The organism is Bacteriovorax stolpii, from assembly GCF_002872415.1.
Classification (GTDB): Bacteria; Bdellovibrionota; Bacteriovoracia; order Bacteriovoracales; family Bacteriovoracaceae; genus Bacteriovorax; species Bacteriovorax stolpii.
Genome location: NZ_CP025704.1, coordinates 3,062,391 through 3,084,819 on the forward strand (window position 1 = coordinate 3,062,391; position 22,429 = coordinate 3,084,819).

General features: G+C 40.4%; 20 protein-coding genes. 5 read left to right on the forward strand and 15 right to left on the reverse strand.

Going from position 1 to position 22,429, the window contains the following annotated elements; all coding sequences use genetic code 11:
- Positions 1 to 115 precede the first annotated feature (115 nt).
- The 5 genes from C0V70_RS15075 (at position 116) to C0V70_RS15095 (ending at position 4,939) form a co-directional block, all read left to right on the forward strand.
- The gene (locus C0V70_RS15075) at positions 116 to 802 is read left to right on the forward strand and encodes a L,D-transpeptidase (RefSeq protein ID WP_243733565.1); all 687 of its coding nucleotides are present in this window, start codon (positions 116 to 118) and stop codon (positions 800 to 802) included.
- Between the two features lie 153 nt (positions 803 to 955).
- A complete protein-coding gene (locus tag C0V70_RS15080; protein WP_102244696.1) occupies positions 956 to 1,240 on the forward strand; it encodes a hypothetical protein in 285 nt (94 codons plus the stop codon).
- A gap of 300 nt (positions 1,241 to 1,540) precedes the next feature.
- Positions 1,541 to 2,116 (forward strand): hypothetical protein, encoded by a 576-nt coding sequence (locus tag C0V70_RS15085; RefSeq protein ID WP_133566583.1) that lies wholly within the window; start codon positions 1,541 to 1,543, stop codon positions 2,114 to 2,116.
- Between the two features lie 5 nt (positions 2,117 to 2,121).
- Entirely contained in the window at positions 2,122 to 3,552 is a 1,431-nt protein-coding gene (locus C0V70_RS15090) for a methyl-accepting chemotaxis protein (protein ID WP_102244698.1), read from the forward strand.
- A 55-nt stretch (positions 3,553 to 3,607) separates the two neighbouring features.
- Positions 3,608 to 4,939 (forward strand): hypothetical protein, encoded by a 1,332-nt coding sequence (locus tag C0V70_RS15095; RefSeq protein ID WP_102244699.1) that lies wholly within the window; start codon positions 3,608 to 3,610, stop codon positions 4,937 to 4,939.
- Positions 4,940 to 5,011: 72 nt separating this feature from the next.
- On the opposite strand, the gene C0V70_RS15100 is transcribed toward C0V70_RS15095, so the two are convergent.
- From C0V70_RS15100 to prfB, 15 genes are all read right to left on the reverse strand, one after another.
- The gene (locus C0V70_RS15100) at positions 5,012 to 6,694 is read right to left on the reverse strand and encodes a 30S ribosomal protein S1 (protein ID WP_407079774.1); all 1,683 of its coding nucleotides are present in this window, start codon (positions 6,692 to 6,694) and stop codon (positions 5,012 to 5,014) included.
- Positions 6,695 to 6,923: 229 nt separating this feature from the next.
- Complete coding sequence (locus C0V70_RS15105; RefSeq protein WP_102244701.1) at positions 6,924 to 8,459, reverse strand: YiiX/YebB-like N1pC/P60 family cysteine hydrolase; 1,536 nt, start codon at positions 8,457 to 8,459, stop codon at positions 6,924 to 6,926.
- Between the two features lie 140 nt (positions 8,460 to 8,599).
- On the reverse strand, positions 8,600 to 9,766 hold the full coding sequence (locus tag C0V70_RS15110; protein ID WP_102244702.1) for a glycosyltransferase: 1,167 nt from the start codon (positions 9,764 to 9,766) through the stop codon (positions 8,600 to 8,602).
- Complete coding sequence (locus C0V70_RS15115) at positions 9,767 to 10,915, reverse strand: DUF3108 domain-containing protein (RefSeq protein WP_102244703.1); 1,149 nt, start codon at positions 10,913 to 10,915, stop codon at positions 9,767 to 9,769. It lies immediately after the preceding gene.
- A gap of 10 nt (positions 10,916 to 10,925) precedes the next feature.
- On the reverse strand, positions 10,926 to 11,996 hold the full coding sequence (gene lpxK / locus C0V70_RS15120; protein ID WP_102244704.1) for a tetraacyldisaccharide 4'-kinase: 1,071 nt from the start codon (positions 11,994 to 11,996) through the stop codon (positions 10,926 to 10,928).
- On the reverse strand, positions 11,968 to 13,119 hold the full coding sequence (gene lpxB, locus C0V70_RS15125; RefSeq protein ID WP_102244705.1) for a lipid-A-disaccharide synthase: 1,152 nt from the start codon (positions 13,117 to 13,119) through the stop codon (positions 11,968 to 11,970). Before lpxB ends, lpxK begins: the two co-directional genes overlap by 29 nt.
- On the reverse strand, positions 13,119 to 14,069 hold the full coding sequence (locus C0V70_RS15130; RefSeq protein ID WP_133566582.1) for a Gfo/Idh/MocA family protein: 951 nt from the start codon (positions 14,067 to 14,069) through the stop codon (positions 13,119 to 13,121). The genes lpxB and C0V70_RS15130 overlap by 1 nt, the downstream gene beginning before the upstream one ends.
- Positions 14,070 to 14,077: 8 nt before the next feature.
- Positions 14,078 to 14,869, reverse strand: a complete 792-nt coding sequence (lpxA, locus tag C0V70_RS15135) for an acyl-ACP--UDP-N-acetylglucosamine O-acyltransferase (protein WP_102244707.1) — start codon at positions 14,867 to 14,869, stop codon at positions 14,078 to 14,080.
- A 23-nt stretch (positions 14,870 to 14,892) separates the two neighbouring features.
- Complete coding sequence (locus tag C0V70_RS15140; RefSeq protein ID WP_102244708.1) at positions 14,893 to 15,384, reverse strand: 3-hydroxyacyl-ACP dehydratase FabZ family protein; 492 nt, start codon at positions 15,382 to 15,384, stop codon at positions 14,893 to 14,895.
- A gap of 18 nt (positions 15,385 to 15,402) precedes the next feature.
- Complete coding sequence (gene lpxD / locus C0V70_RS15145) at positions 15,403 to 16,443, reverse strand: UDP-3-O-(3-hydroxymyristoyl)glucosamine N-acyltransferase (protein WP_102244709.1); 1,041 nt, start codon at positions 16,441 to 16,443, stop codon at positions 15,403 to 15,405.
- A gap of 84 nt (positions 16,444 to 16,527) precedes the next feature.
- Entirely contained in the window at positions 16,528 to 17,034 is a 507-nt protein-coding gene (locus C0V70_RS15150; RefSeq protein ID WP_158649709.1) for an OmpH/Skp family outer membrane protein, read from the reverse strand.
- 18 nt (positions 17,035 to 17,052) lie between these two features.
- Complete coding sequence (gene bamA, locus C0V70_RS15155) at positions 17,053 to 19,338, reverse strand: outer membrane protein assembly factor BamA (RefSeq protein ID WP_102244711.1); 2,286 nt, start codon at positions 19,336 to 19,338, stop codon at positions 17,053 to 17,055.
- A 99-nt stretch (positions 19,339 to 19,437) separates the two neighbouring features.
- Positions 19,438 to 20,109, reverse strand: coding sequence for an ABC transporter ATP-binding protein (locus C0V70_RS15160; protein ID WP_102244712.1), 672 nt, complete (start codon positions 20,107 to 20,109; stop codon positions 19,438 to 19,440).
- Complete coding sequence (locus C0V70_RS15165; protein WP_102244713.1) at positions 20,106 to 21,305, reverse strand: ABC transporter permease; 1,200 nt, start codon at positions 21,303 to 21,305, stop codon at positions 20,106 to 20,108. Before C0V70_RS15165 ends, C0V70_RS15160 begins: the two co-directional genes overlap by 4 nt.
- A protein-coding gene (prfB, locus tag C0V70_RS15170) for a peptide chain release factor 2 (protein ID WP_341769869.1) occupies positions 21,295 to 22,420 on the reverse strand; the annotation gives its coding sequence in 2 pieces (ribosomal slippage) (positions 21,295 to 22,347 and positions 22,349 to 22,420; 1,125 coding nt in all). Before prfB ends, C0V70_RS15165 begins: the two co-directional genes overlap by 11 nt.
- Positions 22,421 to 22,429 lie beyond the last annotated feature (9 nt).

A 22,429-nucleotide genomic window follows, 5' to 3' on the forward strand; every position in this document is an offset into this window, starting at 1 on the left:
TATCAGTAAGTTCAAAAGGTAAACAAATTTACCCCTAAAGATTTTGGATGCCTTACTACGCTTGTAGTGTTACTACCCTCCCACTATTTTAATGAACGAGGAGATTCCATTGAAAATGATATTCGCAATGATTTTCGCACTAACTGCCTTCACAGTTTCTGCACAAGACATGGCAGGGGCAACTCTGGGAACAACAAGACCAGTTGATGTCGACGTAACTTTCACAACAAAGACTTTTGAAACACAACCATGGACAAAAGAATTCCGTTACGTAGTTGTTGTAAACAAGGCCAACACTGGTAAAGACGCTCAGACAATTAAAGTGTTCGAGTATGGCCAGTTAATCAGACAAGAAAAAATCTCTACAGGTAGAGATGAGTTTGAAAGAAAAGGTGAACACCACTCTAAAGCAGACTCATGGACTGTGACTCCAACTGGATACTACACTCCAACTTTCCTAAGCAAAGACCACAGGTCATCTGCCTACGGTGGAAGATTCTCATGGCTAACAGGTGGAACTAAAATGCCATTTGCGATCTTCTTTAACGGTGGGATCGCTCTTCACGAAGCTCCAAAAGGAACTGAAGGAATGTTAGGTAAAAAAGCTTCTGGCGGATGTGTTCGTCTTCCAAGCTCACTAGCTTCTGATCTTTTCTACCGCATTCAGGAAACTGAAGGGGCAAGAAACCCTCGCTTCAACGTTAATGGAACTGCGATGCTAGATGCTCAAGGAAACCAAATGTACGGAACGAAGTCAGCGTTTTCTGCTCTAATCGTTGTTCAAAACAAAGTTATCGACTAGGTCTCATACAAAACCCTCCAAAGGTTTAGCACACACAAAGCCCTTATTTTAAGTATTAAAATAAGGGCTTTTTTGCTTTTAATATCAATACCTTAAATACTCCATAATCTTTCAATATTTCTGCCTTATCCTTGGTTCAACGGAGGATGAGATATGAAATCAACAATGCTCTTTGCTATTAGCTTATGCCTGTCAGTTGCAATCGCTGGTGAACGCGGTCAAAGAGGACCAGGCCGAGGCGGACCACAATTAACTGATGCTCAAAAAACCTGCTTAGAAGGGAAAATTGGCGCTCCAGGGAGCGGAAATAGACCATCACACGAGGCCATGGAAGCGGCCCTTAGTGCCTGCGGAGTGGAAAAACCTAAGGGGCCACCTCCTGAAGGGCGTGGTCAAGAACAACAAGACCAAAATCAGGAACAGGCCGATAGCGAGTAATTAAAATTCAGGAACACAGGGGGCCTTTGAATGTGAGGTCCTTTGTCTTTTCAATACAAGTAGGGTTGTGTTGAAGGGATTAAGAGGGTCTACTTCTCTAGGCCCTCTTTTTTTAATCAATTCTAAATTACTACATTCAATCATTCGGAATAAAAAAACATTTTATTTTCAGAGAGCAAAGGTACTTAGAAAGCATTTATAAATTTCAAATAAATTCTCATTAGAAACTCACATTATTCATTTGGCACACTCATTACTTTTCTTCTCATTTTCATAGTAAAAAATCCGATACTTTTTATTATGATCAAGTCAAAGAAATTCATCTATTTCTTTTCTGCTGCATGGGCGATAGCGGTTGCTATACCTGTTGGCTACATGATGGGGTTTCATCAACCTTTCAAAAGTACTGCAAAAGAAAAACTTTTAAGAGAGAAAGTGAATGCTGATAATTCAGTCCTTCATCTTATTGGCGCCTACTGCACTTGTTCTGTAAAAGTCGTGAATCACTTAGTAAAGCGATCCCCACTTAATTCAATTTCTGAAAAAGTCATTATTATCGGTGAGAACAAAGATTTATTACAGCAACTCAAAAAGGGCGGATACGTTGTTGAAGAGCTTTCATCTGAAGTTGCTTACAAAAACTACTCTATTAATGTACTCCCACAAATGATCATCTATGAAAAAAATAACATCAAATATAGTGGTGGCTATTCAAAAAAGCGTAGCCCCGCCAGTGAAACTGATTTTGAAGATGTAGCGATTATTAATAATTCTTTTAAAAACACGAAATCAGAAGCACTTCCAATCTTTGGGTGTGCCAACGGTGAAAACAATAAAAAACAAATGGACCCTCTAAAATTGAAATATCAGGATTAGTTAAGATGAATACAGTCACAATGAGCAATCAAACTGAAAAAGATTACTTAAAAAAAGTTAATTTCTGGATGTTACTTCTATGCCTGGCGCACATCCCTTTCATTGCGGGCATTGCCGCATATTTTGATACTGGAATCCTGAGCGCGCTTATTGTTGGCTCTTTGATCGCTAGTGGCCCTCTCGCCATGTATTTTATCCAGAAAGATTCGAAGGTTCTCTCTATTCTTTTAGGGATTGCCTCAATGAGTTTTTCAGCTCTACTCATCCACCATGCTCGTGGAATGATTGAAATGCATTTTCACATTTTTACTTTTATTGCCATGCTGATCGTCTTTGCCAATCCTTGGGTTATTCTTGCTGCTGCTGCGACGATTGCTGTTCATCATGTGAGCTTTTACTTTCTTTTTCCCGCCAGCGTTTTTAATTATCAGGCTTCATTTGGAATAGTTGTTGTCCATGCGCTTTTTGTTGTCGCTGAAACAATTCCGGCCATCATTACCGCTCGCTCATTTAGCAAGTATATTATTGCTCAAGGATCAATCGTAAAACAACTTGAAGAATTATCAGACGATATTCTAAGTTCTGCCAACAGTGCAGCTAACAATAGTGCAACTCTTTCATCCAATAGCAAAGAGCAAACAAAAGCACTTGAAGTAACCGTTTTAGCCGTTGATGAAATCATTCAAACTATTCAAAAAAGCTCTGAAGATGCAGTAAAGTCACAAAGCGTGTCTCAATCATCAAAAACATCTGCCGATATCGGACAAGATTCAATGCTCAAAATGATTAGCTCAATTAAGGACATTGAAAACTGCAACGCTCAAATGAATTCACAATTTGAAGATTTCAATCATCAACTCACTGAGATTGTCGACATCATTGGTGAAATTGGTGATAAAACAAAAGTCATTAATGAGATTGTTTTTCAAACCAAGCTCCTCTCTTTCAATGCCTCAGTTGAAGCGGCAAGGGCCGGTGAGCACGGCAAAGGCTTTGCAGTTGTAGCCGAAGAAATCGGAAATCTTGCTACAATGAGTGGTAAATCTTCTCAAGAAATCAACCAGCTCTTAATGACAAGTACAAATAAAGTAGAAAGTATTGCCAGTGAAAGTAAAATTAAAATCCAACAAATCAGCCAGGTGACAAAAGAAAAGATCCAATCAGGAAATTTAACCGCAAATGAATGTCACGAAGCCTTAACGGCAATTACTAAGAATATTGATGAGGCTATCGCTCTAATGAAAAATATCCACCTTTCATCAGGGCAGCAATCAAAAAATGCTAACGAAATCTCAAAGGCCATGAAAAACTTTGGCGATTTAACAAGCATAAACACCCAAACAGCGACATATTCAGAGGACTCTTCACAGAAACTCAAAGAGCAGGCAGAAGGAATTAAAGAGGTCGTAGAGAGTCTATCAAAAGCAGTTGCTTAGGAACACTTTCCCCCGAGCAATTCACTTTTTTTATTTATTTACCGATCAGCAGTGGATGAAAACAACACCACTTCTATTAATTTGTACTCTCATTTTTTCGGCCTGCTCTACTCCGCTCCATCGAGAGCGCGAACCAGCTGTTGCAAAAGCTGAATCATGCAAAGAGATCATCACTTCTTTTTTAGCTCCATCCAGATTTAATGGTGAAGCTTTCGCTAAAAAACTACAGATAGAAGCAACAACTGATGAACTCTCTAACCTCTTTTATGCTTTTCGCGAAATTGACCTCAATACATTGAACGATGAAGAGATACGCACAATGCGTGCGATCTATCTTTTTAGCCAGGGAGATAAAACTCTTCGCGATGACCTGATTGTTGAATTTATCAAAACAGTAAAAGGTGAAGCGGCCAATTTAAAAAATAAAAACTGGGATCGCTTTCTTGCTCACAAAAAGAAAATAGATAAGTACCGTGCTAAAAAAATAGCGGCAGCTAAATCTGCTGAGGAAAAACTCAACCTAGAAAAGAAAGTTGCTCTTTATGAAAAGCTGTACATGAGTTGTAAGTCTCATGTGCAAAAGAAACCGACGCCGGCGGATCTTCGTCTTGCTAAAAAATTGACCTGGGCACTAACAGCAGGATCGACGACATCAACTGCTGTGACTTATGCCTACGCTCACAAAGATGAAGAGAAGGATTCAAAGTGGATGAAAGGCATGTATTTCGAACTCGCTCTTTCTGGAATCTTCACTTATGTCGGAGGAACATTCGTTACATCGAACCCAAGACTCAGCCCATGGACAGTGCGCGCTCCACTTGCCTACTTTAATGCTGCTGTCGCAGACCTGGGACCTTCGGGGGCTTACTCTTATTTCTTCAATGACGACAACAAAGAAATGCAGAAGAAATTTGAGACAATGAAAAATGATCCAAAACTTGAAGAAGAAGTTGCAGAACTTCTACACTTCGCTCAGGAAAATGGACTGTTTGAAAAACATCTTGCGGCCACAGAAAAACTCTTTAAGCAAAAGCCTCATTCAAAAATGAGCATAGAAGAAATTAAAAAATCATTTGATATCAATCAAATCGACCTTGAAGAAAGTCGTGAGCTTCTTTTTGAAGCGATGTCTGAAAAAGAGTATCAAGACAATGCCGGCACTTTCCAGACAGGAGACTCAGGCCTAGACCGCTACACTTTTCACCGCTTGTGGACACTGGGAAGTGTCCCTTACAACATCGGGTTTGCCCTTTTAATGCATAATCAAATGTGCATGACTCCAGACCCTAAAGCAGGTTTTGCCAAGGCCGTAGGGACGTATTTTGCAGGTCAGCTGCTTTCGGATGTGATTTATTATAAAACGAGACAGAAAACGATCAACCAATAGACAAAAAAAGGCCCTCTTGCGAGGGCCAATTCATTCTCAAAGTTGGGTTAAAACCTTTTTGAATAATTAAGACTAAACGTCTCTTTTGAATTTATCAGCAAGAGTAGCAGCCTTAACTTTTTCAGTCGACTTGTACTCTCCACCGTGAGCTGCAGCTTTCATAGAAAGAGCGATTTTCTTCGCTTCTTTATCTACTGAAATAACCATAGCTTTTGGCTTGTCACCTTTCTTAATAACGTCAGAAGGTTTTTCAACTCTTTCTTCAGAAAGTTCAGAAATGTGGATTAGACCTTCGATACCAGTTTCTAGTTCTACGAAAGCTCCGAAGTCAGTTACGCGAACAACTTCTGCTTCAACAACTGTTCCAACTGGGAATCTTGATTCAATCTTCTTCCATGGATCTTCCTCTAGTTGTTTAAGACCTAGAGAGAATTTTTGGTTTTCTTTATCAACAGCTAGAACCATAGCTTCTACAGCTTGTCCTTCTTTGAACTCTTCACCAAGGTTGATGTTTTTCTTTGTCCAAGAGATATCAGAAACGTGGATTAAAGCATCCATTTCTTCACCTAGGTCAACGAATACACCGAAATCAACGATTGATTTCACTTTACCTTTAACTTTATCCCCTACTTTGAACTTAGCAACTAGAGCATCCCATGGGTTTGCTTGAAGTTGTTTTAATCCAAGAGAAATTCTCTTGTTCTCAACGTCTACGTCTAGAACTTGAGCTTCGATTCTCTCACCAGCATTGAAGTGCTTAGTTGGGTTTTTAATTTTGTTTGTCCAAGACATTTCTGATACGTGGATTAGACCTTCGATACCATCGTCTAGTTCAATGAATACTCCGTAGTCTTTAACAGATACGATTTCTCCAGAAACTTTAGTTCCTGGGATGTATTTTGTTCTAGCTTCTTCCCATGGGTTAGCTTGAACTTGTTTTAGACCAAGAGATACTCTTTCCTTATCTGTATCGAACTTAAGAATCTTAACTTCGATTTCATCCCCGATATTAAGGATGTTAGATGGGTGCTTAACTCTTCCCCATGACATATCTGTAATGTGAAGAAGTCCGTCAATACCACCAAGATCGATGAATGCACCGTAATCAGTGATGTTTTTAACGATACCTTTAACAACCATTCCTTCTTCGATTTGAGAAAGAATTTCACCGCGCATTTTTCCACGCTCTTCAGCAAGGATTGCACGACGAGAAAGAACAATGTTCCCTCTTTTCTTGTTGAACTTGATAACTTTGAATTCCATTGTTTTACCAATGTACTTATCAAGGTAACGAGTTGGACGGATGTCAATTTGTGATCCTGGAAGGAACGCCTTAACTCCGATATCAACAGATAGACCACCCTTAACTTTTGCGATAACTGTACCAGTTAATGGTTCACCAGATTCGCAAGCAAGAGAGATTCTATCCCATGCTTTAAGGATTTCTGCTTTGTCTTTAGAAAGGATTAGGTTCCCCATGTGAGATTCTAATTTTTCTAAGTAAACTTCGATTTTATCACCTGATTTAATTTTCAGTGATCCATCGTAGTTTTGGAATTCTTTCACCGATACAAGACCTTCTTGCTTGTAACCGATGTCGACAGTAACGTAATCTTGACCGATGTTGATGATTGTTCCCATGAACACTTCACCTTCTTCAAAATTTTTCGTTGTTGCCGTGTCTAGTAGCTTACTAAAATCAGTTTCTTTCTTTGTTTCGATGTCTTCACCAATGACGACGTCGTAACCTTTCATCCAACTTGCTTTTAGTTCCTGTTTTTGAGCCATAAATACCTCGAGAGAGTTTTTTTACCTATTAAAAATAGGCCCCAGCTTCTGCTTTAAAAAAGAGTCACTAGATTTGAAGGGCAAATATACTAGGTTTCCCTATGTAAGTCGAATGAATTATTGAATTTTACCTGCGAGAGCGCGGCGAGTCTAAGACCCGCCGTGGGAATGTTAAGTAACTTATTGAAATTTAGATCTATTTTTTCTTATTTTGAGTAAAGATAAACCACTTTGGGCGATTCCACGTCGTCTTGAGCATCTCGATGTCAGAGAAAACGGCTTCGCGTTTTTTGTCGTTACCATCGAGGAAAACCACCAGGTCGTATTGTTGTTTATCTGTGCCGTACGTTTCAGTGAATTCCTTAATAATGTTATTTGGAGTTACCACTGGTCTTCCCATAGTTGTTGTCACCGGGAAGTAGAGACCATTTTTTTCTTTTGTCGGCTGATAAGTATAGTAGATCAACTCTGAGCAAACGACAGTTGAATCAGTTCTAAAATCAAAGTTAAAATCGTATGGACGGCCTTGGTACGTCAGCGACGTCAGAAGTCCTTTCGCAATATCGAGATTTGAAAGTCTCGGACGAATAACTGCTAGCGAGTCGGCGTTTGCAGAGTGCTCAAGGCTGGTATAAACCACCCCTTCACTCATCGCCTCCAGAACGCGGTAGTCATGTTTTGATTCGTCCTGACCTAAACTTTCCTGATAAGTTTCTTTATGTCGGCTAGCTAAAAGTTCTTCAAAGCTTCCGCTTTCAATCCCTTCTGATTTAACCCATTCGATAACTTCCGGGTCTTGCTCTAAGTAAGCACGCTCTTCTGGGCGTCCAATATAAAGAGCAGCATGTGGCCAAAAGCCTGGAAGACCAATATTTGATAAATACCATTCACGTCTTTCAATCAGGACATCTCCCGCTCTTAATTTAGAGTGGATGATTTTAATTTGTTCCTGGTTGATTAAGAATTCATTTCCGCGGGCCACGCGCTCATCCCCCATCCATTCAGAAATATTTTTCTGTAGAGGGAAATAAATTTTAAATAATAAATGCGCTGTAATTCTACCGGCATTTTTCATTGTATAAAGGAAACCCTTATAGCGGTTAAACTTTCCAATATAATCTTCGTCTTTTTCAATTCCTAAGCTAAGGGGAGAAACACTTACCTTGTTCGTTAACCCCTGAATTCTGTAACCTGAATACTCTGTGAATTTTTTAATATTGAGGTATTCAAATTTAAAACGGGCAAAAGTTCTCGATTCAAGACCTAATTCAGCAAACGATTCATTCAAAACTTTGTCAGTTGTTGGGATTGTTCTCATAGCACGGATAAAGGCAATCGCACTTTTGTATTGGGCCAGGTAAGCCGCATACTGAATGGTGAAGTAATCATCTTTTAAGAATTCATCATCAACGATTTCTTTTTCATAAGAAGACAATTTATCAATAACCAGATTCAGTTGTAAGTGTGAATAAAGAAGTTGCCCCCAGGCCTCACGAAGCATCTGGCGCTCATCATTGGTTAATGACGAAATGCGGGCCTTCTGGCGCATTTTCTGGAAAAGCTCTCCGTTTTGGACATTGTCAGTTAACGTCTCCAGGCGATCGCGATTTTCCATTGTCAGTTTTGTGTAGTGATCAATGAAAGTGCGTTCTCTAAACTCGTCCGCACTGGCCATAAAAGGCAGTGCTAACACCGTTAAAAGAATAAAAGAAAAGATCGTTTTAAGAGACATAACAACCTCTAAGGAAAGCCTATTTCCAGAGATGAAATGCAAAAAAATGGCCTAATAAAATGAGTTTATTATCAAGGTCTTAGAAGGATGGGTGTGTCTATTTTTTAGACAGTGTTTAAAACTGAGTGCAAGTGACTGACTTATTTCTTCCTGAAAAGACGAACCCTTCTCTGAACTGATTTTGAGTAAAGACTCATAAGCTGTGATTTATAACTCTTGTACGAATGCTCGCGTTCAATGAAATATTTGTAGAGTCTGGTTTTCTCTCTATAAACTGCACGGCCGAGAATCATCTTCTCCCATTTGTCACGCAGCTCTCTTGCATCGAAGAGCTTATAAGTCTCTCCGACGCCTTCATACTCTTCGATTAAGTCTTTGCTGCAAAAGTTGCGAGTTAAAACTGCAGGCACTTCGTGAATAAGAGCGGAAATAGCATGGTCTTCAATCAACTCTTCCGGAGAATTACTCACCCATAAATCAAGGCGAGAGATGACTCCTACAATATCCTGAGTTGTCACGAAAAGAACATCTTCCTGCAGGTCTTGTTCCTGAATATCTCTCATTAAATTAGGAAGCAGAGACATGCTTTGGAAATCCACAGGAGAAATCAACACAAGTTTACTTCTTTTACCACCCGGCTCTTTTTGGTTAATAACTTTAAGGGCCGCAAGGATGGGAGTAATGTGCTTATGATCGTTCAGTCCCGGTGAAACGTAAGTTCCGGCCAGGAAATAGTCTTTATAAAGTTCGAAGTTCACCGCGATTTGAAGAGGGTTAATCGCCTCTTCGTACTTGATCCCTAATCCAAAATACTCGATCTTTTTTAGAGGAAGACCTAAATTTCCAAGGGCATCTTGCAATAGATTTTTATTGGCAAGAATCAATGAATCAATACGCGAGATCAGTGGTCTGTACCAGAAACGCTGTAGAGGTTTGTCGATACTATGATCCTGAGTCACAACAAGTGCTGTGATATTTTGTCTTTTCAGCTGGAAAGAAAGTGAGCATAAAAGTGTGAAGTCGTAACAGTGAACGATATCAATATGACTTTTTTTAAAGGCCTGGCCCAAAGCTAAATGTTTATGAAAGCGCAGGAAACGATTAATAAAGTGCGGTTTATAAGGAATGATTTCGATCTCTAAATGCTTGGCGACTTTTGCCGCAAAAGAGTCTTCGTACGTGTAGAGATAAACGTTATATCCGTGACCTTTTGCTTGAATGATATCGCGAAAAGCGAAGCGCTCCTTCGTATTCCAGGCCTTGCTGGGCAGGACGTAAAGAATATTTCTGGAGTACTTATTCTTCAATTACTGAACCTTGATTCCCGGTTTATATTCTACCAGTTCCCCGTAAACTGATCCGATTTTGATCTTGGCCTGGAACTTAAGTAGTTTTCTTTCTGGATCATTTCCGTACCAGAAGATAATGTCGCCGCTCTTTTTAAGAACACCAGGAAAGTTTGTTTCTGCTCTGATTTTAATGGCCTTCACTTCTTTGTCTGCAACATTAATAGTGTCTTCGCCCATCACTTCAACTTTTAGAAGCCAAAATTTTCCACGTGTCACGACTGGGAACTCATAGATATCACCCTTATTTAAAGGCAGACCTCTTACCAATTGAAGTGCAGAAAAAGAGTCCTGAGACAAACTCGGGATAGGAGCATTGATCTTTTCATCTTTATTCGATCCTTCCTTCACACGTTTATACCAGTGATAAGTCATCATCTTTTGAAAATCAAAAAGCTGAAGGTCATCAACATTTTGTTTCTTTTCTCTTTGAATCAACGAGTACTTCATAGGAAGGAAAGTTTCTTTTTCAACATAACTGTCGAGTCTATCGTCTAGCCAGTAGAAGTAACGGTAAGAATCACTTGATTTAAAGCGGGCATAAAAATGGAAGGCTTGCTTATTGTTAAGCGAAACAACTTCTTTAGAAAGAATCGTAATATAACCTGCAGTCACTCCAAGGTAGCTGATGGCCATGATGGACTGTTCACCTTGATAAAATACCGGTTTGAACTTGCTCCAGACTGCTCTCGATTTTGCATCATAGGCCTTGTACTCTTCCGGGTAATTTGCAGGAAGAACAGGGTTTAAATAATTACTCGAAGCTGTTTGAGTTGCAGGTTTTGCCACAGCCTTTGCTTCTTTAGTTGCAGTCGTTTCTTTTGAATCAGGCTCTTTTACTGCCGGAGTCTTAACTTTAGAATTTTTTCCTTTCTTTTGAGCTGCTGCCAGCGCCTCCGCTGCAATTCTTTCTTCTTCGGCCTTTTTTTGCTCTTCGATCGATTGAGTTTTATAACTTTCGGCCTGCTCTTTTTCTACATCAAATGCAGTGACCAGGTCTGAACCTTCAGGCTTTTGCAAAAGAACTGATTTCTCTTCTTCATAATTAGTCGCACAGCTGGTTACGGCCAGGCAACAAAGGAAAAATAAAGCTGATTTAAAATTCTTCATAACATTTACCTTAGTATAAATTTTGAAAGCACGAATCAATAACCTTTGTCGTTGCTTCCTCTCCACTTAAAAATTGGATATCAACTTCCAAAAATACAATCGTATCGTCCTCAATAATCTTTTTAATTCTCACCATGTCTTTTTCAGTCGTCACTAAAAGTGCATCTTCTGATTTAGCATAAGATAAAAGTGCATTGATCTCATCTGGCTTGAAGTAATGGTGATCAGGGAACGACTCAGTCACAATAACTTCGGCCCCTAGTTCTTCAAGCAGTTTATAAAATGATTGTGGATTAGCGACACCTGCGACACAAATCACTTTGCGTCCCCTAATGTCTTCAGCTTTTAAAACCAGCTCATTGGCCGCATTGTAAAAGCCATTTGGCCTGAAGCCAACTTCTGCAAACTCAACTCCCACTGGAAGATGAGGCTGAAGGAATTTTTTTAGTGTTTTGATTTTTTCAGCAGAAACAACATCTGCTTTTCCAATGACAACCAGGTCAGCATCTTTTAGACCTTGGAAACCTTCGCGCATATAACCTAACGGTGCTACACGGTAACGGAACATCGGCATTGTCGCATCAAAGAGAACAATATTGAGTTTACGCTTAATCTTGATGTGTTGGTGGCCGTCATCTAAAAGAACAACATCGGGTTCAACTTTTGGGAAATAGAAACTTAAGTTCTCACTACGCCTCTTCCCTACAACAATCGTAGCGTCTTCCAGTCTTCTGGCAAATAAAAGTGCTTCATCGCCGTAATCCACTGGATCTGGTGCCATCATTTTTCCTGACGTGATTAGGCCGCTGGAATTTTCCAGTTTGCCTTTATAACCGCGCATAAGAATCATGACTCTTTTATTTCTCTTGTGAAGATACTCAGCAAGCCAAAGAGTGAAAGGAGTCTTCCCCGTTCCACCAAACGTCAGGTTGCCAATTGAAATGATAGGAACTTGAAATGATCTTTGTCTGAAAATTCCGTAGTCGTAACAAGCTCTACGAAAAAAATAAACCGATTCCCAAATCCAAGACAATGGAGATAACAAAAGTCTTTTAATGAGAGGTATCGATTTTTTTTCCATAAGAATTGTCTATTACATCGGCCATGTATTGTGGGACGCTCATGGGCTCACCACGGACTTGGTCTTTGGTTTGTTTTAGCTTCTCTAAAAGCTGCATATACTCGGTTTTATTATAATACCAAAACCTCAAATACGACACGATATTATAGGCACTCACCTGATCCTGAAGGAACTCAGGAAAAACCGAACGATTCTGTACGATATTGGCAAGACTGATGAACCAACGGTAGCTCACCAGATTCTCAAAAATAAATTGATTTAAGAGCGACGTTTTATAACAAACAATAGTCGGAAGTTCGTACAATGCACATGTCAATGTTACTGTCCCACTCGCGGCCAGAGAGAAATCGGCCTTTTTCAGAGCGACAGTCAGCTCTTCGTTGCTAAACTCTTCATCAATAAATTCAGCGTAAGGCCCAAAAAGCTCCTTGGGCACAGAGCTCGATTTTACAATCGAGACATGAAGAGGAATCTCCTTCTTTAAATGCCTGATAGATTCAATAAAGATAGGCAGCAGCTTTTCCACTTCAAACTTGCGCGACCCAGGTAAAAGCAACAGGCGCACCGGAGAATGAAGTTCATTTTGTTTCTTAAAACTCAACAGGTCATTTTTATACGTCGTCCACAGCGGGTGATCAACACTGACCACTCTCTGAACTCCCCTGTCTTGAAACCATTTTTTCTCAAAAGGGATAATGGTAAAAAGAGTGTGAACAGAGCGGGCAATTTTTTTAACTCTATACTCTTTCCAGGCCCAGGCCTGTGGGGCCACATAATATAAAACTTCTACGCCAAGCTCTTTGAGTTTGCCGGCAAGTTTCATATTGAATGACTGGAAATCGACTAAAATAGCGGTCTTGGTATTTCTTCTCTTAACTTCTTCAACGATGTGATTCATCGCCTTGTAGTAAAAAGGAATTTTCGTGATGACTTCACTGTAGCCCCACGAAGAAAAGTCATTTAAATGATAAAGAAGCTCTAAACCTTCGCGCTTTAATTCATCTCCCCCGACACCATAAAAACTGGTGCCAGGAGAAGACTTTTTTAACTCAGTAAAAAAACTTAGAGTATGCTCTTCGCCGGATTTTTCTCCAGCGATGATCAGGCATGACTTCTCACTCATTAAAGCATGACCTCAATATTTTTGCGGGCACTTTCTAAAACTTTATCAATCAACCTAACAGCAGTCAGACCATCTTCTAAGGAAATGATCGGAGCTTTTTTATTGGCAATCGAATGGTAGAAGTTTTTGTGCTCAAGAAGCAGGTGATCGCGTTTTTCATAGTTAGCAGTGTTGACGAATTCAGGTCCCGCTTCTTTGCCCAGGGCCTCAGAAATTTCATTTCTCATCAGATCCACTAAAAGTGTTCCTGCGTGGTTTGAAATTTCGAGCTCGCGCACTTCTTTAGTCTGGTTGCGACCGACAGTAATCGTCGCGCGGTTCCCCGACTTGAATTTGAAATTTGCTGTCACGTAATCGTAGTGTGACGTTCTCATCTTAAAACCCATCGCCTCTACACTTACCGGCGTTTCACCAAAGAGATAAACCAGAAGATCCAGGTCGTGGATCATTAAATCCTGAACAACATCTACGTCTGTCGCGCGGCCTTTAAAAGGGGCCACACGCCTTAAAGTGATGTGTGCAGGAGCATCGAAGAAATGCTTGTACTCGTTTTTTCTCTCCCACGCCTGGTGGAATCTTTCCGAGTGACCAACTTGTAGGATCACCGGGTGCGCCTTTAAAAGCTCTTGCAGCCTTAAGGCCTGCTCAGTGGTTTCTGTTACTGGTTTCTCACAGAAAACATGTTTATTGTGCTTTAAAAGATATTCTACGATTTCATAGTGAAATGATGTCGGTGTAACGACAACTCCAGCATCAATGTCGTTAATACATTTAGAAATATCATCAACGATTATCGCATTCGGGTGAGCTTTTTTGGCCGCTTCCTGCCCTGCCGGGAATTTCTCAACGATGTATTTTAATTCTGCCACCTCTGGAAAACTCTCCGCTTTTTGAGCGTGCCATTTTCCCAAGTGACCATATCCAATTACTGCAACTCTAATTTTGCTCACAAAAATCCTTATGGGTTAAACGGCGCGATTCCGATTTCCGATTTTTTAATCTGATCAACCATCTCAATAACAACACGGTTATCTTTGTATTCGGCCATTAATTCTGCATTTTCCACGAATGAACGAGGAGAAAGGTTTGAAGACTCGATTGTTCTTAGGAAATCGACAACTTCAGAAATCTCTTGTTTGCTGTATCCCTGGCGCTTCATTCCAATGATGTTGATACCTTTTAAGTGAGCGCGGTTCCCCATTGCTGTACAAAATGATGGAATATCGCGATCAAGTGCCGAAGCTCCACCGATGTAAGCTCCACGCCCCAGTGAAACGAACTGCTGGATTTGAGTTCCACCACCGATGATCACACGGTCTCCGATTTTTACGTGGCCTGCAAAGTTAGTTGAGTTCGCGATTGTACAGTTGTTTCCAACCACTACATCGTGACCAGCGTGAACGTAGGCCATGAATAGGCAGTTATCGCCAATCTTTGTGATTTGATTTTCTTTTAAAGTCCCGCGGTGAATTGAGCAGTACTCTCTAAAAGTATTGTTGTTTCCAATCACCGTACGAGTAGGCTCACCTTTATAAGAGTTATCTTGTGGAGGTGCTCCAATTGAGCAGCCTTGGAAGAATTTATTGTTTTCTCCAATCGTTGTATGTCCATCAACCACAACATGAGAAAAAAGAACTGTATTAGCTCCGATTTCTACGTTTGGTCCAACGATACAGAAAGGTCCAACCTGAACTGTCTCGTGAAGTTTTGCATTTTTGTCTACGATTGCACTTGGGTGAATATTGCTCATAAACTATTCCTTGTTATTTATGCTTAAAGCATTTTTAGTGAAGCAAGAACCGTCGCTTCACTCATTAGTTGGTCATTGTGATAAAGTTTACATTCGCTGGTAATCATCGGCCCTCTGATCTTCAGAGTTTTTGTCACTAGCTTCAAATCCATTTCAGGAAGAACTGGTTTTCTAAAACGAGCTTCATTGATTCCCAGAAGGGCCACATCCATTTTCATGTTGAATGGGTTTTCATTAACTAATAAAACGATAAAGCTCGTCGCTTGGGCCATCATTTCAACCTGAACAACTCCCGGAAGAATCGGGTAATCAGGAAAATGTCCGGCAAAAATCGCATGGTCTTTTTTCGTTCTGTAGTGAGCGACAACTTCTGCGTCCTGGATTTCTTTAATATCGAAAATCTTTCCTTGAATGATTTCTTTTCCCGGAACAACTACCGATTCAACAGAATCGATAAACAGGAATGGGTCTCTATGAGGAAGGATTTGTTTAACTTGTTCAGTAGTCAGTAACATTGAGCGTTCTCCTAATAACTATTCACTTTTATCTTTTGAGGAAGAGAGCGAGTGCTTTCTAATGTAGGCCACTCCTTTCATCCATTCTTTAATATTTCTCGCCGGGAATCCTCCCAGGACTTCTCCGTCTTCAACGTTGTTGATGACACCTGCACCGCCGGCAATTTGCACGCCCTTACCGATCTTTAAGCCGTTGGCAGCTTTCGCATCTCCGCCAAAAACTGTGTAGTCGCCAATCGTTGTACTTCCACCAAGACCTGCTTGTCCACAGAGTATGACACCAGTTCCAAGTTTACAGTTGTGGCCAATTTGAACCTGATTATCAATCTTAGAGCCTCTTCCAATTTTTGTCGGAGAGAAAGTTCCAGAATCAATACAAGTCGCAGCTCCAATCTCAACATCGTCTTCGATGATCACGCTTCCCATGTGCCACACTTTATGGTGAACACCTTTTGAGAAGTTGTATCCAAAACCATCCGCACCGATCACGCAGTTAGCGTGAATGCGAACGTTGTTGCCAATTTTTACATTTCTATAAACAGTTGTGCCCGGGAAAATTTCTGTTCCTTCTCCCACTGTCACACCAGACATCAAAGTGACACCTGAATGGATTTTTACATTCTCAGCAATCGTCACGTTCTCGCCGAGAAAAGCCCCTTGAGCAATCCAGACACTCGGGTGAATAGAAGCTGTTCCCATTTGACGGCCATCAACCATATCATTTGGATTTCCGATTTTTTCATCGTAAAAAGGTTTCGATAAAAAAGACATCGCCAGGTTTACATCAAGAACAGTGGCCACCCACCATGCTTTTTGCTTAATAAGTTCTAATTGGTCCGGGCTGACTAAATCAAAAAACTTCTTCTCGATAATCACGCCAATGTGAAGAGCGTCTTCACTTTGAAGAAAGTCGGCCATGAAATTTTTATTTTTAATAAAATAGATATGACGAGGCAGATATTCTGTGGAATCGGTAATCCCTTCAACCGCGAGTGCTTCGTCGGATTCGGTGATTAATTGAAAACTTTGCTCGAACTTAATTAGGTTTCCTAGTTTCATTAGGGACCCCTTACATAGTGAAGGGACCCGACAGTCACATTCACCATCGGGTCCCTTTCTTTATTTAAAAAAATTTACTTCTGACTATTTTGGGAATTTTTTGTTGTATGCTTTTACAACTTCATCAGTCAGGTCTTTTTCAGACTTAGCGTATAGGATTGGAGCTGTCGCTGCTTCATACACTAGGTCAACATCTGATGCTTTTGAAACTTCATCAACAACAGATTTAACTCTCTCTAGGATTGGAGTTTTAAGTTTTTGTTCCATATCCTGGATTTCTTTTTGGAAACCAGCAGTTTTTTGTTGGATCGCAATGATCTTTTCCTGGATTTCTCTTTCTTTCTTAGCTTTTTCTTTATCGTTGATTACAGATGCTTTCTTTGAGTAGTCATCTTGTAGTTTTTTGATTGAATCTTCTTCTTTCTTTAAGATAGCTTGCTTCTCATCGAAAGATTTTTTAAGTTGGTCGCGTACAGCAACACCTTGGTTAACAGTGATTAGAACTTTTTGTACGTCAACTTTACCTACTGTAACTGCTGAAAAAGCAGAAGTTGTCATTACAAGGGCCAAAGTAGCAATAAGTGCTTTCATCGAATACTCCTTCATATTTTAGAATAATTGTCCTATATCAAAGTGGAATTGAGAACCTTGTTCTTTGAATTTTCCAGTTAAAGGATAACCGAATTCAAAGCGCAGAACCCCAATTGGCGAGAACCATCTAAATCCAAATCCATAATCAGTATAAACCTTAACGTTTTTCAAGTCACCTGCGTGGCCTGCATCAAAGAAAAGAACCCATTTTAGTCCGGCTTCTCTTGAAAGTGGATGCTGCAACTCGAAATTGGTAAACGACATGAACTGTCCACCCAGGTTGAAGTCTTGGACAACTCCATCGGTTCCTTTCATGCGTGTCGTTGGTCCGATATCTTCATATGAGTAACCGCGAAGGTTTCTCGATCCCCCAAGTGTGAACTTTTCAGTTCTTGGGATTTTTCTTGAATCAACCTGGTCGATTTTCCCAGCGTAGAAACGCGTTCTGAAAATCAAATCTCCAATAACTGGATAATAACCACGGCCTTCAGCTTCGTTCTTTAACCATTTTTTGTCACCACCAACACCAGTGTATTCTGTTGAATAGCTCAGGTAATACCCTTTTCTCGGGTCAGACCTGTCGTCGCGCTTGTCGTGTACAATAGATGTTTGGATAGAAGAAGCCAGACCATTTTCAAGTGCTTTATCAATTGTCGGGTCATCAACAGATTTAATTGTTGTATCTTCTAATTTGTATGTCACATAAAGGTTGGTAAACGTCATGATTGGGTAACCCACGCGAACATTTAGCCCTTTTCTTCTTTCGCTGTATGAAGAAGATGTATCGTTATTAGAAACGAAAACCCCTCCACCAAGAAGCCATTTTGTATCTAAGAAATAAGGCTCAGTGAAATCGACACTGAAAGTGTTCGAAGACTTCGCCAGGTTTAAGCTAAAAGATAGGTTCTGCCCCATCCCTCTAAAGTTAGACTGAGTCACTGATGCCTGGAAGAATCCACCTGTCGCTGTTGAATAACCAGCACCAAGAGAAATCTGCCCAGTGTTCTTTTCTTTTACAGAAACTTCTACATCGAGAACATCTTCTTTATCTTTAGGAGATACAGTGTTGAATACGATTGAATCCGGCTCGTAGAAACCTAAACGCTGAACGTTTTCTCTGGATTGACGAAGAGCTGTTCCGTTGAATTTCTGGCCTTCTTTAATTGTGATCTCGCGACGGATAACTTTATCGCGCGATTTTGGGTTCCCTTTAATTTTTACGCGTCCAAAATAAGCGATCTTCCCTTTTTCGAATGAGAACTCTACGTCTACTTTGTTTTCGCCCGGAACAACATTCAGGTTACGGATAACGTTGGCAAACGCGTATCCCTCATCCTGATACATTTCCGTTAGCATCTGGATATCTTTTCTTAGCGATTCTTCAGAGTAGGTTTCCTGCTCTTTTAGAACCATCTTTTCGTGAAGTTCATTTTCCGGGAAAAGCACTTCACCCTGGAAAGTAATTTTATTAACAGTAAACTGAGGACCTTCAGTCATCTTCATCGTGATGAAGACCCATTTTTTATCTTCAGAAACAGTAATCTCTGGAGTTCCGATATTGATCTGAAGGTAACCCTTCATGCGGTAAAAATACTTAAGTCTCTCAATGTCGTTTTGGAAATTGATCTCTTTAAAGTTCCCTGTTCCCGACATAAAAGAAAACAAGCTGTCTTCTTGAGTTTGAAGAATGCTCTTTAGCTCTTCGTCTTTAAAAGCAACGTTCCCAAGGAAGTTAATCTTTTTAACTTTAACCTTGTCGTATTCTTTGATGTTGAAAATAAGCTCAGTGTTTTCATCGTTGATTTTCTTTTCCTGGAAATCAACAGAGGCGAGGAAGTACCCTTTTTCTTCATAGAATTTTAAAAGGCCCTGAACGTCACTCTTAATTGTTGTCGTATCAAGAATCGAGAAAACTTTCGATTTAACCTGTCCCTTCAGATCGTCGTCTGAAAGTCCGTCGTTACCTTCGAAAGTGATTTTAGTAATGATTGGTTTTTCTTTTAAAACAAAACGCAGAACGTTTTGTCCGTTGTCCGTATCCTGATGAGCTTCAACGCTCTCAAAATATTTCATTGAATAGATTTTTTCTAAATCTTTTTTCAACAGGTAATTGTCGAGAGTCATCCCTGGACGAGAACCGATTTTTTCTAAAACAGCTTCCTTTTCTACTTTTTTGATACCTTGAACGTCGATGCGATCAATCTTAAAAAGATCGACACGGGCGCCTAGGTCTTCGGCTGCATAAGAATGACCGATGAGTGAAAGGGTTAAAAAAAAGAATAACGAGATAAATCTCAGAGACATCAAATCTCCACTGTCCGATTAAAAAACTAAGTTATTAAAAGTAACAAGAAAAGCCGGTGGTGGAAAGTTCTTTTACTCTAAAAAGCGAGAGGGAGAAACTCATTGCGTTACAAGAACTCCATCCTTCATAAGAAGCTGATTGGAAAAGCTTTGTGCGATCTGTGGATCGTGGGTGACAACCACAAGTGTAGCGCCGAATTCGCGCGCTAATGATCTCAATAGTTGGATAACTTTTTGCGAGTTCTCCGAATCTAAATTCCCTGTTGGCTCGTCGCAAAGGAGAAGCTTTGGTTTTAATGACAATGCGCGAATGATATTGATTCGCTGTTGCTCTCCACCTGAGAGCTCATAAGGGAATTTTTCTAAACAGTGCTCAACCTGTAAAAGTTTGGCCAGCGAGATCGCTCTTTCTTTGACTTCATCCGTATAAACTCCACCTAGTCTTGCTGGCAGAAGAATGTTTTCTAAACAATTCATTGATGAAAGTAAAAAGTGAAACTGGAAAACAAATCCCACATAACGGTTGCGGTATAAGGCCAGTTCCTCATCGTTTAATTCACTTAAGTCTTTTTGGTTAACAATCACCTTTCCTTCCGTCGGACGTTCAAGTCCTCCCAGAAGATAAAGCAGTGTCGATTTCCCGGAACCAGAAGCTCCACGGATTAAATACTCTTCACCGGCATTCATAGTCACTGTCACGTTATTTAGAGCGTGAGACTTCGTATAGAATTTCTTCACGTTTTCAATTTTAATCATGATGTTTGAGCTCATACAAATTCCTGACGAAGACCTTCCAAGAGACTCTTATTTCTTAGTTTGCGAAGAAGGTAGTATGTAATTAAAAGAATCCAGACCAGGGCCAGAGTGAAAACTAAGGCGTAGTCCTGCCACGATAAAAAGAGATCAATTCTCGGCATGTGATAAACTTCTGCCGGCAGTTTAAAAAGTGGGACATTGAGAAGAAGAAACCTAAAGAGTTGGACAAACACCATCGACAGAAGTGATGAAGCCACCCAGATGCCAAACACGAATTTAAGCCAAAGATTATTCATCGCTTTTTTTGAAAGACCTAGGGCCTTAAATAAGAAAAGCTCTTTTGATTTTTTCTCATTGATAAAATAAATAAAGGCCAGGACATTAAAAACAGAAATCACAACAATAAGCTGCAGGATTAAGCTGATTAAAACTTTTTCTGCTTGAACCGCTTCTATTAGAGAAGAGAACTCTCTCCAATAAGGCTTAAAATAAAAATCTGGTTCAAACTTCAGTCTTAGGTCTGTGATTTTTTCTTCGATCAGTTTTAAATCATTGTCGCCAATTTTTGGAGGTCGCTCAACATTAAGAGCAATGGTATTTACTTTTGAACCCAATCCTTGAATGCGTTGAATATCGTCCAGTCGCATATAAATCATGCGGGCATCTTTTTGATAAACCCCATGCGTGATAATGCGTTCAACTCTAAAGCGCGAGAGGGCCGGCATATTTTTAAATTCAGTTCCACCTTTGCCGAAGGCCAAAACAATTTCGTCACCGACAGCAACATGGTTAATGCGGGCAATTTCTGAACCTATAATGACAGACATAGGAGTAAGATCAAGGGGAAGACCTACGACTTTTCCATAAGAAGAATCAATCCCTTTAATGAGAACCCCGCGCGATTCATCGTTAAAGACCATGAAGCTTTCAGTTTGTACCAAAGGAGAAAATGTTTTGATATTTTCTTCGTCGAGTTTTTCTCTAAGCCTGTCTGTAACCAAGAAAAAACCGTAGCGCGACTGCATCGTCACATCACCGGCCGAGTTTCTCAGACCGTGGCGAAGAGCACGTTCAAATCCATCCATGATCCCGACAGTAGAAAGAATAACAGCAATAGAAAATGCCAGACCAATCCAAACACCAATTAGGAATTTTTTCGTGGTCGGATGATCTAAAAAGAGCATCAAAAAAAGGCGAAAGTTAGTGGACATCACTCTTTGTCCCTTCTTCGACTGTCCATCTTAAAAACGCGTCGATGAAATCATCCAAATCACCTTCCAGGACTTTTTCCGCCTGAGAAGACTCAAAATCTGTGCGGTGGTCTTTGACCAGTTTATAAGGGTGAAGAACGTAAGATCTAATCTGCGCTCCCCATGCGATATCTTTTTTATTGGCCTCAGCTTCAGCTTCTTTAACTCTTCTTTTTTCCATCTCCAGTTCATATAAACGAGAGCGGAGAACTTTCATCGCCTGCGCCTTGTTTTGCAACTGTGATCTTTCGTTCTGACAAACAACGACGATGTTAGTTGGTAAGTGAGTAATACGAACAGCAGAGTCCGTCGTGTTTACACCCTGACCACCCGAACCACCGGCGCGGTAAACGTCGATACGTAAATCTTTATCCAGGATTTCAATCTCGATCGTGTCATCAATTTCCGCTGAAACGAAAAGTGAAGCAAACGACGTGTGTCTTCTTCCTGCTGAATCAAATGGCGAAAGACGAACAAGTCTATGCACCCCAGATTCAGATTTTAAAAGACCAAAAGCGTATGGACCAGTAATCGTCACTGTTGCCGACTTGATCCCGGCTGAATCCCCTTCCTGTGTATCGAGGATTTGCACTTTGAATTTTTTTGATTCCGCCCAGCGGATAACCATACGCAGAAGCATATAGGCCCAGTCACACGACTCTGTCCCACCGGCACCAGCATTTACTGTTACGATAGCGTTGTTTGGGTCAAGTTCATGAGAAAGAAGAACTTTTTGTTCAGCATGAGTGAATTCGATTAAAAAGTTTTTATAACCTTCGATCGCTTCTACTGCCGAAGACTCATCGTTTTCTGTGGTTGCAAATTCCCAAAGAACATCAAAGTCATCGTAGAGTTGTTTTAAGTGAGTGTATGTAGTGGTGACTTCTTCCAGAACTGATTTTTCTTTCTGGATTTTAGCAGCATTGGGAGCGTCATCCCAAAAACCATCCATCGCTTCGATGCGAGAGATTTCTTCTAATCGATTGAGTTTTTTCTCAATCTCAAAGCGACCTCCGCAGAAGATCTAATTTCTCCGCGTAGGTTTTGATATCGAGGCGTTTTTCGTTGAGTTCAATTTTGATTTG

Coding starts and splice junctions, on each gene's coding strand:
- C0V70_RS15105 (WP_102244701.1), bottom strand. CDS start 8,459: ATGTCTCTTAAAACGATCTTTTCTTTTATTCTTTTAACGGTGTTAGCA.
- lpxB (WP_102244705.1), bottom strand. CDS start 13,119: ATGAGTGAGAAGTCATGCCTGATCATCGCTGGAGAAAAATCCGGCGAA.
- C0V70_RS15075 (WP_243733565.1), top strand. CDS start 116: ATGATATTCGCAATGATTTTCGCACTAACTGCCTTCACAGTTTCTGCA.
- C0V70_RS15150 (WP_158649709.1), bottom strand. CDS start 17,034: ATGAAAGCACTTATTGCTACTTTGGCCCTTGTAATGACAACTTCTGCT.
- C0V70_RS15085 (WP_133566583.1), top strand. CDS start 1,541: ATGATCAAGTCAAAGAAATTCATCTATTTCTTTTCTGCTGCATGGGCG.
- C0V70_RS15140 (WP_102244708.1), bottom strand. CDS start 15,384: ATGTTACTGACTACTGAACAAGTTAAACAAATCCTTCCTCATAGAGAC.
- lpxD (WP_102244709.1), bottom strand. CDS start 16,443: ATGAAACTAGGAAACCTAATTAAGTTCGAGCAAAGTTTTCAATTAATC.
- C0V70_RS15090 (WP_102244698.1), top strand. CDS start 2,122: ATGAATACAGTCACAATGAGCAATCAAACTGAAAAAGATTACTTAAAA.
- C0V70_RS15165 (WP_102244713.1), bottom strand. CDS start 21,305: ATGTCCACTAACTTTCGCCTTTTTTTGATGCTCTTTTTAGATCATCCG.
- lpxA (WP_102244707.1), bottom strand. CDS start 14,869: ATGAGCAATATTCACCCAAGTGCAATCGTAGACAAAAATGCAAAACTT.
- C0V70_RS15115 (WP_102244703.1), bottom strand. CDS start 10,915: ATGAAGAATTTTAAATCAGCTTTATTTTTCCTTTGTTGCCTGGCCGTA.
- C0V70_RS15080 (WP_102244696.1), top strand. CDS start 956: ATGAAATCAACAATGCTCTTTGCTATTAGCTTATGCCTGTCAGTTGCA.
- lpxK (WP_102244704.1), bottom strand. CDS start 11,996: ATGGAAAAAAAATCGATACCTCTCATTAAAAGACTTTTGTTATCTCCA.
- bamA (WP_102244711.1), bottom strand. CDS start 19,338: ATGTCTCTGAGATTTATCTCGTTATTCTTTTTTTTAACCCTTTCACTC.
- C0V70_RS15095 (WP_102244699.1), top strand. CDS start 3,608: ATGAAAACAACACCACTTCTATTAATTTGTACTCTCATTTTTTCGGCC.
- C0V70_RS15100 (WP_407079774.1), bottom strand. CDS start 6,694: ATGAAAGGTTACGACGTCGTCATTGGTGAAGACATCGAAACAAAGAAA.
- C0V70_RS15160 (WP_102244712.1), bottom strand. CDS start 20,109: ATGAGCTCAAACATCATGATTAAAATTGAAAACGTGAAGAAATTCTAT.